Origin of the sequence: Pseudoalteromonas sp. bablab_jr011, assembly GCF_016464045.1 — a bacterium.
In the GTDB taxonomy this organism is placed as follows: domain Bacteria; phylum Pseudomonadota; class Gammaproteobacteria; order Enterobacterales; family Alteromonadaceae; genus Pseudoalteromonas; species Pseudoalteromonas lipolytica.
Genome location: NZ_JACDWU010000020.1, coordinates 24,940 through 36,455, shown reverse-complemented (window position 1 = coordinate 36,455; position 11,516 = coordinate 24,940). Strand labels below are relative to the sequence as shown.

Sequence of the window (11,516 nt, the reverse complement as noted above, 5' to 3'; positions counted from 1 at the left end):
TGACTTAGGTGCGATTCAAAATCGTTTTGGTCACACAATCAGTAACCTTGCTAATATCTCTGAAAACGTAGCAGCATCACGCAGCCGTATTCAAGATACTGATTTTGCAACAGAAACAGCGCAAATGACGAAAAACCAAATCTTGCAACAAGCAGGTACGTCAATCTTGTCGCAAGCGAATCAGTTACCACAAGCAGCACTTAGCTTAATTGGTTAATAGCGCTTAGGTTAATGATTAGCTAGACTAATGATTAAGTCAGCATTAGTTAAATAATAAAAGGGGGGGTGGCTTAGGCTAGTCTCCTTTTTTTGTATTAGCTAGTAGATAAAATTAAGGAGGCGTTATGAGTGCAATAACCCAAAGCCCTGATTACGCAGTGGCTCCGCAAAAGGTTGACGATAAAGTAACGGCGAGTCCGCAGTTAGTCGCCAATGCTGTTGAAGAGTCAACGAAAGCAGAAAATACCTTACAACAAGCAGAACGCAGTGTGCAAGCCGAGCAAAAAACTGTTGAGAAAGATGAACTAGGCCGCGAGCAGCTTGAGAAAATGGCGCAACAATTGCAGGACTTCATGGGCGAAATGAATCGCAGTTTGCAGTTTCAAGTAGACGAAGAGTCAGGCCGTGATGTTATTAAAGTAGTTGATAAAAACAGTGGTGAGTTAATAAAGCAATATCCGTCTGAAGAGGTATTAAGCTTAGTGGCTAAGCTTTCTGAAACTGCGGGTTTTTTAATAGACCAAACAGCTTAAAATTTTGCTGATTTGATTTAAATAGGTAATTAAGAGGAAGTTTTATGACTATTTCATTTAATGGTTTAGGTTCAGGTTTAGCCGTATCAGATATTGTTGATGCGCTTGTAAATGCTGAGCGCACCCCTTTTACTTCACGTTTAAATAGAAAAGAAGCAAACCTAACCACTGATATCTCAGCAGCAGGTGCGCTCAAATCAGCACTAGAAAAGCTACAAACTTCAATGGAAGCCCTTGGTGAAGTTGATAACTATCAAAAGCGCAGTATTTCTGGGGCTGATGATTTTGTATCGTTAAGCTCAGATAAAGATGCTCAGCCTGGCGGTTATAACGTAAAAGTTGATGCGCTTGCACAAGCCCATAAACTATCATCACCTGCCTTTACAGCGGATGAGCCAATTGGTAGTGGTGTTATTACCATAAGCTCGGGCGACAATAGTTTTTCTACTGTTTTGTCACCAACAAATACATTAGAGGATTTACGAGATCAAATTAATAATGGTCCATTCACGGGGTCTGATAGCAATGATTCTGTTACTGCAACAATAGTAACTACTGACGCAGGGCAGCATTTAGTATTAACAAGTAAAGAGACTGGTGAAGAAAATGCCATCAGCATTACTGTGCAAGATAGTGATGGTAACAATACTGATACAGGCGGCCTTTCTCGCTTAGCATATGATGTATCTGATGCTGATCCTGCGAATCACGTAACTAATTTAACCGAAGTCGATGCCGCCCAGAATGCACAAATTACCATTGATGGCGCACTGACCGTGACGAGTAACACTAACGAGTTTAAAAGCGTCATCGATGGTGTGGATATCACAGCTAAAAAAGTACATGGCGCAGATGACGATAACAGCACCCTAAAAGTTACCGAAAATAATAGCAACATCAAAGCGGGCTTAAATAGCTTTATAGAAAGCTATAACGAATTACTTGAACTTAGTAATAACTTAGGTAAGTCAGGTGAAAGCGGTGCGGGTGTTATGGCCGGTGACTCTATGCTACGCGGCGTAATGTCTAAACTCCGTCAGCAATTAACCGATGAAGTAACACTCAGTGATGGCAGCAGTTTGTCGTTATCTAAGCTTGGGGTTGAAGCAGACCGTTACGGTAAGCTAAGTTTAGATACTGAACGTTTAAACGCGCAAGTTGAAGCTGACGTTGACTTAGTGCAAGAGTTCTTTTTAGGTGAAAGCGATGAAGGTGGTTTTGCAAAGTCTTTTGATGAGCTAATGAGCTTTTATACTGACTCCGATGGTATTGTTCAAAACAGGATTGACAGTAAACAAACTCAGTTAGATGGCCTAGATGATGAGCGTATTGATTTTGCAAGAAAAATGGAATCTTTAGAGTCTCGTTTATATGCACAATATAACAGTATGGATTTACTAGTTGCACAAATGAACTCAACCAGTAGTTATGTTCAAGCGCAGCTTGATAATATGCCAGGGGTGGTTAAAAAGAGTAAATAATTTAATTAGTCTATTTTCTTATCTGTATTTAGGCGCCAGCTTTTTTGGCGCTTTTTTTTGCATCAGCACACAAGCTCTTCTTCAGTAAATATTTCGCTTTGTTTGAATAGAAGTATAAAAATTAATTCACAAACAAAATCAATTCTCAGTAGACGCGACTTTCTCGCGTAATTGATATAATGTTAATCAGTGACGTTAGTAACACGTTTATATAACTGAGTATGTTAAAAGCAACTAAACGCAAATTAGCGTTTGGTTGCTTTATATTTAGAAATAGCTTTATGTGATTTACGCTGATTAATAAGTTCAACCTGAGTTTTGTCTCTGGCGTTTTTAAGTCTAGCTGTAGCGGCTAAAATTTTGGATTGTATAGCTAAGAGTTCATGCTCTAGAGGCGGGTTTGCACTCTCACACCAACCTTTTAACTCTTGGTCTATGGCTATTAATGTATGACTGGCAAGCTCAATCTCTGTTTTATCGATGTGCTCTGACAATGCTGTGAGTAATGCATTCAGTGCGCTATAATCAGACATTATTGTTCAGCTTTAGGTATGCGCTCATCAGCAGGAATAGAGTCCCAGCCTTCTTTAATTTCTTTTACGATACGAATAACATCATCAACAGCATCAATATCATTTTTGATATTTGCTTCTATCAGGCGACGTTGGCAAAAATCGTAAAGCGATAAAAGGTTACCTGAAATATCACCACCGTGATCAAAATTCAATGCATCTTGCAATGCGCCAAACAATAAAATACAGCTTGAGATGTTTTCACCCTTTTTCTCAAACTCTTTTCGTTCAATAAACCCTTTGGTTGCTGCTAACCGGCCAATGATATTACTGAAAATTAAATTGATCTGTTCGTAAGGTGTCATTTCGTTAATGTTACTAACGCTGACTTGACTGTATTTTTTTACCGAGATGTGTGCCATGAGAAAATCCTATAATTAAAACATCAATTAATAAAACTTTTAGCAATATTAATGCCATGTATATTATCGGCAGAACTAACTTTTTCTTTATCTTAGTCTAGATGAATTATACAAATGTGTGTAGCGGTACTGAAGCAAAAAACAGACTGTAAATAATTTTAACCCTTTAGTATTGGTTATAGCTGCTAAGTGACTATTTTTTGGCGTTGATGTCAAAAAGTTGCCGCTTAGCGCTTGCATCCCTCTTAAACTCGCTTACAATTTAGAAACTAACTAACCCGTAGTCACTGTGGTTCGCCAATAATGATCTTAATTTTAGACAATAATAATAATCGTGCGATTGGTTTAAATGCAGCCCTCACTTTTATCGGAGAAGCTGTACAACTCGTTGATGAGTCAACACTTCAATCATTTTGTGAAAAACATCAACAACAAGAGTGCATGGTTATTCTTGGTGCACTTCAGCAATTAGATCATGAGTCTGTCATTAAGCAGTTGCCTGCGATCCCTTTTCTTTTGATTGGTGAAACGTTAAAGCCACTTTTAAGCATTGCCAATGTTGTAGGCTTAATTTGTGAGCCATTTAATCATGATGTGACTACGCAGCTTTTACATGATTGTCAGCAATATCAACGCATGTTGCCGGGCGATCATAAACAGTCAAAATCGAATAAATTGTTTGATGGTTTGGTTGGTGAAACAGATGCCGTTAAAGATGTGCGTTTTTTAATTGAGCAAGTTGCTAAAACCGATGCCAATGTGCTGATACTCGGTGAATCTGGAACGGGTAAAGAAGTGGTTGCGCGAAATGTTCATTTGCTATCTAAGCGCAGCTCTGGCCCATTCGTACCCGTTAACTGTGGTGCCATTCCGGGTGAGTTATTAGAAAGTGAATTATTTGGCCATGAGAAAGGCGCATTTACAGGTGCAATTTCGGCGCGAAAAGGGCGTTTTGAATTAGCCCAAGGTGGTACGCTCTTTCTTGATGAAATTGGTGATATGCCGCTACAGATGCAAGTAAAGTTGCTGCGTGTTTTACAAGAGCGAAGCTATGAGCGGGTCGGTGGTACGAAACCAATTCAAGCCGATGTGCGTATTATTGCAGCGACCCATCGCAATTTAGAAGAGATGATAGAAAAAGGCGATTTTCGTGAAGATTTATTCTATCGTTTAAATGTATTTCCTATTGAGAACCCGTCGTTAAGCGAACGCGCTGATGATATTCCGCTCCTGCTTAAAGAGTTAATGCGTCGTGTTAACGAGCAAAGTGGCACGACGGCGAAGTTTACAGAGCGAGCAATTCAAAGCTTAAAAGAGCATGCGTGGCCTGGGAATATTCGTGAACTGGCAAACTTGGTTGAGCGTATGGTGATCATGTTCCCTGATAAAGTGGTTGATGTGCCAGATTTACCTGCAAAGTATCGTTACATAGAAGTTGAAGCCTATCAGCCTGAGTACCCTGAAGAGTTGATGGAACGAGATGCATTTAACGATATATTCAGCACTGGCTTTAGCGATTATGAAGATGAAGAGCCGCAAACGCCCGCTACACATGTTGACTCGGGTTTATTACCAGATGATGGCATTGAGCTTAAAGAATACTTAGCAGAACTTGAAATTAGCCTAATTAGTCAAGCGCTTGAGCGTTATGACTATGTTGTAGCGCGTGCTGCCGAAATTTTAGGCGTGCGCCGCACGACACTTGTCGAAAAAATGAAAAAATATAACTTATCGCGAGACTAGCGCTTGTTTGTATTATGTAGGTCGATGTTTACGGGAATACCTGAATTAACAGGCTAAAGTACGACCTACTTGATATCGCATTACCTTCCTTTATTTAAATCAAGCGCTTAATATTGCTCGATTATCTGGGCTTTTCTAAAACAATCATTACTGTGATCGTTAACCATGCCACAGGCCTGCATATGAGCATAAACAGTTGTTGGGCCTAAAAATTTAAAACCACGTTTTTTTAAATCTTTTGCAAAGGCTGTCGAGGCTTCAGTAATGGCTGGATAATCTTCAAGTTTATCGACATTATTCACCAAAGGTTTGCCCCCGACGAACTGCCATTGGTAATTTGAAAAGCTACCAAACTCTTTTTGTATCTCAATAAATCGCTTGGCATTATTAATCGTGGCGGCAATTTTTAAGCGATTGCGAATAATGCTGTCATCTTGCATCAGGCGTTCAATGTCGCTGTCATCCATTTGTGCAACGTCGTCAACAACAAAATTTTTAAAGGCGCGACGGTAGCCATCACGCTTTTTTAAAATTGTGTACCAGCTGAGTCCTGCTTGTGCAGATTCTAAAGTAATGAACTCAAAAAGGCGGTGGTCATCATAAATTGGCACCCCCCATTCTTCGTCATGATAGGCTACATAATCGTCTTTGCTGGTATCGAGCCATGGGCAGCGGTTGTGGTGATGGTGATGCATCGTTCCCTCGCAATTGTCATTTTTTTGTCGTTGTAAAATTAACGCTAAACTACTGAAATAAAACAATAATAATTATGGTACGGATTGTGCATTTACACAGCTAGACACGATTTTTTGAGTATCGATTATGGCCTTAGCACATGTACTAAAACCACAATTTATCACAGCTAATCAATATAACCCATGTTTACAGCAAGAAGAGTATGTGGGTGAGTTGAGTGAACTTCGTCAGCAAGCAAGTTGGTTGAGCCATTTGGTTGATACCATGCCTGCGGGGGTTGTGGTATTGGATGGCCGCGGCATGATTGCAAAAGCGAATCAAATCGCTATCGATATGCTTGGTGAGCCTCTGGAGGGTGAAAAGTGGTTCAGCGTTATTCAGCGCTCTTTTCGTCCTAAACAAGATGATGGTCACGAAGTCTCACTCAAAGATGGTCGCTTGATTAAGCTTGATATAACGGCTCTGACGCCAGAACCGGGGCAATTAATTTTAATGACCGATTTGACCGAAACACGCCGACTGCAAAAGCGTGTTGCACACATGCAGCGCCTGAGTGCGCTGGGTAAAATGGTCGCATCGCTTGCGCATCAAGTAAGAACACCGCTTTCGGCTGCTATGTTATATGCGGCTAATTTAGGCTCTAAACGCTTACCTGAAAGCTCGCGTGGTAATTTTCATAACAAGTTAATGTCACGATTAAAAGATTTAGAAACCCAAGTGAATGATATGTTGTTGTTTGCTAAAAGTGGCGAACAGCAAGTAGTTGAGCGTGTATCAATGCAGCAATTACTCAATGAAGTAAAAGCGGGGGCTGATGCTATGGTGGCGCAAAACCACAGTGAATTAACCGTTAGTTTGCCAGAGCCCGATATTGAAATTGTGGGCAATAAAACAGCGTTAGCCAGTGCTGTACAAAATCTTATTCATAACAGTATTCAAATTATTGGCCAGCACGCAAAAGTGTCACTCAGCGCTCAGCGTGATGAGAGGAGTGAACACTGTGTTCGTATCAGCGTCAGCGATAATGGCCCTGGAGTCGATATTAGCCAAGCCGAAAAATTATTTGAACCCTTTTACACAACGAAAATCCAAGGTACAGGGCTTGGGCTTGCAGTCGTAAGCTCAGTCGCTAATGCGCATCAAGGACGGGTCGAAGTGGCTAATAATGCCCATGGGGGGGCATGTTTTAGTTTAATCCTGCCCATTAGTGCAGAAACTACGTCAGTGGAGGCAAGATGAATACGAACTCTATTTTAGTCGTTGAAGACGACGCAGGCTTACGCGAAGCCTTAATTGATACATTGGAAATGTCAGGTATTGATTGCATCGCTGCCGACAGTGCCGAGCAAGCAATGGTATTGCTAAAGCAAGGAACGTATTCATTGGTGGTAAGCGATGTACAAATGGGCGCGATGAGCGGCCTTGATTTATTGCGTAGCATTAAACTTAATTACCCTGAACTACCAGTATTAATGATGACAGCATACGCCACCATTGATGATGCGGTTGAGGCAATGCGTTTAGGGGCCATTGATTATATGGCTAAACCATTTGCACCCGAAGTTTTACTGAATATGGTGAGTCGTTATTTACCCGAGAAAGAAAAAGAAACCGATGGGCCGATTGTCGCGGATCCATCCAGTATTAAATTACTTGAGCTGGCCAGTAAAGTGGCGCGTTCAGATGCCAGTGTTATGGTGCTCGGACCCAGTGGTTCGGGTAAAGAAGTGCTGGCGCGCTTTATTCACGATAAATCAAGTCGCGCAGATGCTCCTTTTGTAGCGATTAACTGTGCCGCTATTCCTGAGAACATGTTAGAAGCGACCTTGTTTGGTTATGAAAAAGGCGCGTTTACTGGGGCGATTCAAGCGTGTCCGGGCAAATTTGAACAAGCACAAGGTGGCACTATCTTGCTTGACGAAATCACCGAAATGGATTTGGGTCTGCAAGCTAAGTTACTGCGTGTTTTGCAAGAGCGTGAAGTTGAGCGTTTGGGTGGTCGTAAAACCATTGAGCTCGATGTTAGAGTACTCGCAACCAGTAACCGTGATTTAAAAGAAGCTGTTAGCGAAAATTTATTCAGAGAAGATTTGTATTATCGCTTAAATGTTTTTCCGTTAATGTGGCGTCCGCTGTGTGAGCGCCCAGGTGATATTATTGTCCTTGCAGAGCATTTAATTGAGCGTCATTGCATCAGAAGTAAAGAGCCTATCGCATTATTAACTGAGCAAGCTAAGCAAAAACTGCTATCGCATGCTTGGCCGGGAAATGTCCGAGAACTTGATAATGTGATTCAGCGTGCACTGATACTATGTGATGGTAATAGCATTCATGAAGACGATATATTTATTGAAGAGCTCTTAGTGGTTAAAGCACTGACTGTAAAAAGTGCACCGGTGCAAAATGCCCCGGTTTATAAAGAGCAAGTGGTTAACCCCACGCATGACGAAATTCCATCTGTGAACGAGCAGGGAAATTATAAAGATGAACTTAAAGACAAAGAGCATCGCATTATTTTAGAAACCCTAGCTAGGTGCCAAGGAAAGCGCAAAGAGGTTGCTGAAACATTAGGGATTAGTCCACGAACACTTAGATATAAACTAGCTCAAATGCGCGACTTAGGTATTGCATTACCCGCTTAAAAGCATCCCCCCTTAACTGACAAGCTCACTCCGTGTGGGCTTGTTTGCTGTCAAAACTCTGACAAACAAAATAACCATCTAACACATTGATTTATAGTGTTTTATTTTGTGGCACGTTTTGTGCTTTATCTGTGTATAAGTAAACTGCATTGTCAGAGAGTATTATGAAAGTTCAAAACAGCGCATTATTTCAAGAAATGCAATCTATGGCACTTGAAGCTAGCCGTAGTCAATCCGTTAATAATTTACCAACTCAGGCTCAGCCAACATCATCGGCGCAATTTGGTGACTTACTTACAAGCGCGCTAGATACCGTTAATGGCCTGCAGCAAGAAGCAAAACAAAAAGTAACAGCACTTGAGATGGGAGACCGCAGTGTATCCCTTGCTGAAGTAATGATTGCTTCGCAAAAGTCTTCGGTTGCTTTTGAAGCAACGGTGCAAGTTCGCAACAAACTTGTTGAAGCATATAAAGAAATCATGAACATGCCTGTTTAACTAGGTAGTGGAGAATTATTGTGGCGCAATCTAATCAATCAACTGATCTAGCCCTCGCAGGCGGCGGTGTCGATACTTCAGACACGGATGATCAACAAGAGCAAAAGTCAGGCTACCTCAGTGCCCTCAATGGCGTTGATGTATTACGTCAGGTGACGTTGGTCATTGCACTGGCTATTTGTTTGGCAATCGCAATTTTTATTATTATCTGGGCTCGTCAACCAGATATGCGACCGCTGGGTAAAATGCCAACGGAAGAGCTTATCCAAACGCTGGACTTTTTAGACGCACAGAAGATTGATTATGAACTTGATGGTAATGTCATCTCAGTTGAAGAAGGCGAATACCAAAATATTAAATTATTGATGGCCCGTGAAGGTCTTGAGCAAGCGCCAAGCTCAGGCACCGACATCATCATGCAAGATATGGGCTTTGGTGTTAGCCAACGCTTAGAACGTGAACGTTTAAAACATGGTCGTGAGCAGCAACTTGCTCGCACAATCGAAGAGCTAAAAAATGTCACTCGCGCCAAAGTGCTTTTAGCAATTCCAAAAGAAAACGTATTTGCTCGTCGTGAAAAATTACCATCAGCTACCGTTGTACTGACTCTTAAACGTGGCCGTATGTTAGATGGTGAAGAAATCGACTCAGTTGTTGATATTGTTGCCTCTGCAGTACAAGGTCTTTCACCTGAGCGTGTTACGGTGACAGATCAAAACGGTCGCTTACTTAATTCGGGTTCACAAAATTCACTGGCAGCGCGTTCTCGCAAAGAATATGAAATTGAGCGCAAGCGTGAAGAAGAATACTTAAATAAAATCGACAGCATCTTAATTCCTGTCGTAGGCTTAGGTAATTACACTGCGCAAGTTGATTTAAATATGGACTTTAGTGCGGTAGAAGAAACACAAAAGCGCTACAACCCAGACTTACCTGCAGTGCGCAGTGAAACAACATTTGAAGAAAATAACATTGGTGGTCTTGCTGTGGGGATCCCAGGTGCCTTGACTAATCAACCGCCTGTTAATTCAAATATTCCTGAAGTTGCAGGACAAGGGGGCGCTGGTAGTGCAATGAACCCAAGTCGTTCGCACAAAGAAGCAACCCGTAATTACGAGCTAGATACCACTATTTCTCATAAGCGTCAGCAAACAGGTGTTATTCGTCGTATTAGTGTATCTGTTGCGGTTGACTATGTGCCACAAGTGGGTGAAAACGGCGAGACAACAATGGTTCCTCGTTCTGTTGAAGCGCTGTCAAATATCCGTCGCTTGCTACAAGGCGGAGTGGGGTTTGATATGCAACGTGGTGATGCGCTTGAAGTTGTTACTGTTCCGTTTGTACGTGAAGACACCGCTGCGGCCATAGAAGTGCCTATTTGGGAACGAGACTGGTTTATGAAGATATTACGTTTATCATTAGGTGCATTAGTGATTATCGTACTTATCATGGCGGTTGTGAAACCTATGCTGAAACGCTTAATTTACCCAGATGATACACTTGAAGAGTATGATGAAGATGCACTTAGCTCTGGTGTAGATATTGGTGATAGTACGCTAGATATGCTAAATAAAGACTTTGACTCTGCTGCTGTAGGATTCTCAAGTGATGGTACACTACAGCTGCCAGATTTACATGGTGATGAAGATTTACTCAAAGCAGTTCGTGCATTGGTTGCTAATGAACCAGAACTGTCTTCTCAAGTAGTGAAAGCGTGGTTAACTGAAGATGACTGATCAAGAACAAAAACAACTCCCACCGGCGTTTGATGTTGATAAATTAGACGGTGTTGATAAAGCAGCGATTTTATTGCTGAGTTTATCGGAAGAAGATGCTGCGCAAATTCTAAAACACTTAGAGCCTAAGCAAGTGCAAAAAGTGGGCATGGCGATGGCTGCATTAGACGATTTATCGCAAGCGAAAATCAGCGCCGTTCATAACTTGTTTATTGAGCAAATTCAAAGCTTCAGTACCATAGGTTTCCAATCTGAAGACTTTATTAAAAAAGCGCTTACGGCCGCACTTGGTGAAGATAAGGCCGCCAGCCTAATCGACCAAATTGTGATGGGTTCGGGAGCGAAAGGTCTTGATTCACTTAAGTGGATGGACTCGAAACAGGTGGCTAATATTATTCGTAATGAGCATCCGCAGATTCAAACCATTGTGCTTTCTTACTTAGAGCCTGAGCAATCAGCCGAGATTCTGTCGCAATTCCCAGAGAAAGTGCGTCTTGATTTAACGATGCGTATTGCGAACCTTGAAGAAGTTCAACCAGCTGCATTGCAAGAGTTAAACGAGATCATGGAGAAACAGTTCGCCGGCCAAGCAGGTGCACAGGCAGCGAAAATGGGCGGCTTAAAAGCAGCGGCAGATATCATGAACTACCTTGATACCAATATCGAAGGTCAGTTAATGGATTCGATTCGTGAGCATGACGAAGAAATGTCGCAACAAATTCAAGACTTGATGTTCGTATTCGAAAACTTAATGGATGTAGAAGATCGAGGTATTCAAGCGATTCTGCGCGAAGTACAGCAAGATGTCTTAATGAAAGCGATTAAAGGCACAGATGAGGCACTGAAAGAGAAGATCTTAAGTAATATGTCTAAACGTGCAGCGGAATTACTGGCCGACGACTTAGAAGCTATGGGCCCTGTGCGTATTAGTGAAGTAGAAGCGGCACAAAAAGAAATTTTGTCTACAGCACGTCGTTTAGCTGACTCAGGCGAAATTATGCTTGGCGGTGGCGGTGGTGAGGAGTTCCTGTAAAC

Annotated in this window: 12 protein-coding genes; 9 read left to right on the top strand and 3 right to left on the bottom strand. The window is 41.8% G+C overall.

What is annotated here, in order from left to right:
• From JIG41_RS00645 to fliD, 3 genes are all read left to right on the top strand, one after another.
• Positions 1–217, top strand: a 217-nt coding sequence (locus tag JIG41_RS00645; protein WP_283246008.1) for a flagellin, incomplete at its 5' end; no start/stop codon positions are given.
• 127 nt (positions 218–344) lie between these two features.
• Positions 345–752, top strand: coding sequence for a flagellar protein FlaG (locus JIG41_RS00640; protein WP_206770678.1), 408 nt, complete (start codon positions 345–347; stop codon positions 750–752).
• Positions 753–796: 44 nt separating this feature from the next.
• Positions 797–2,233 carry a flagellar filament capping protein FliD gene (gene fliD, locus JIG41_RS00635; protein ID WP_199524108.1) on the top strand — a complete coding sequence of 479 codons (1,437 nt, stop codon included), beginning with the start codon at positions 797–799 and terminating at the stop codon, positions 2,231–2,233.
• Between the two features lie 245 nt (positions 2,234–2,478).
• Here the strand turns inward: fliD and JIG41_RS00630 are convergent, their stop codons facing one another.
• Complete coding sequence (locus JIG41_RS00630; RefSeq protein ID WP_199524107.1) at positions 2,479–2,766, bottom strand: hypothetical protein; 288 nt, start codon at positions 2,764–2,766, stop codon at positions 2,479–2,481.
• Positions 2,766–3,167, bottom strand: coding sequence for a flagellar export chaperone FliS (gene fliS / locus JIG41_RS00625; protein ID WP_199524106.1), 402 nt, complete (start codon positions 3,165–3,167; stop codon positions 2,766–2,768). The genes JIG41_RS00630 and fliS overlap by 1 nt, the downstream gene beginning before the upstream one ends.
• 303 nt (positions 3,168–3,470) lie before the next feature.
• Here fliS and JIG41_RS00620 point away from each other — a divergent pair, with 303 nt between their 5' ends.
• Positions 3,471–4,910: a sigma-54 dependent transcriptional regulator gene (locus JIG41_RS00620; RefSeq protein WP_065978743.1), complete on the top strand. Its 1,440-nt coding sequence runs from the start codon at positions 3,471–3,473 to the stop codon at positions 4,908–4,910.
• 107 nt (positions 4,911–5,017) lie between these two features.
• Here the strand turns inward: JIG41_RS00620 and JIG41_RS00615 are convergent, their stop codons facing one another.
• Positions 5,018–5,605 carry a DNA-3-methyladenine glycosylase I gene (locus JIG41_RS00615; protein WP_199524105.1) on the bottom strand — a complete coding sequence of 196 codons (588 nt, stop codon included), beginning with the start codon at positions 5,603–5,605 and terminating at the stop codon, positions 5,018–5,020.
• 127 nt (positions 5,606–5,732) lie between these two features.
• Here JIG41_RS00615 and JIG41_RS00610 point away from each other — a divergent pair, with 127 nt between their 5' ends.
• From JIG41_RS00610 to fliG, 5 genes are all read left to right on the top strand, one after another.
• The gene (locus tag JIG41_RS00610) at positions 5,733–6,845 is read left to right on the top strand and encodes a PAS domain-containing sensor histidine kinase (RefSeq protein WP_199524104.1); all 1,113 of its coding nucleotides are present in this window, start codon (positions 5,733–5,735) and stop codon (positions 6,843–6,845) included.
• Positions 6,842–8,248 (top strand): sigma-54 dependent transcriptional regulator, encoded by a 1,407-nt coding sequence (locus tag JIG41_RS00605; protein ID WP_199524103.1) that lies wholly within the window; start codon positions 6,842–6,844, stop codon positions 8,246–8,248. Before JIG41_RS00610 ends, JIG41_RS00605 begins: the two co-directional genes overlap by 4 nt.
• A gap of 164 nt (positions 8,249–8,412) precedes the next feature.
• The gene (fliE, locus tag JIG41_RS00600; RefSeq protein WP_036970144.1) at positions 8,413–8,745 is read left to right on the top strand and encodes a flagellar hook-basal body complex protein FliE; all 333 of its coding nucleotides are present in this window, start codon (positions 8,413–8,415) and stop codon (positions 8,743–8,745) included.
• Positions 8,746–8,765: 20 nt separating this feature from the next.
• A complete protein-coding gene (gene fliF, locus JIG41_RS00595; protein WP_036970141.1) occupies positions 8,766–10,481 on the top strand; it encodes a flagellar basal-body MS-ring/collar protein FliF in 1,716 nt (571 codons plus the stop codon).
• A complete protein-coding gene (gene fliG, locus JIG41_RS00590; RefSeq protein ID WP_036970138.1) occupies positions 10,474–11,514 on the top strand; it encodes a flagellar motor switch protein FliG in 1,041 nt (346 codons plus the stop codon). Before fliF ends, fliG begins: the two co-directional genes overlap by 8 nt.
• The last annotated feature ends 2 nt before the right edge of the window (positions 11,515–11,516 follow it).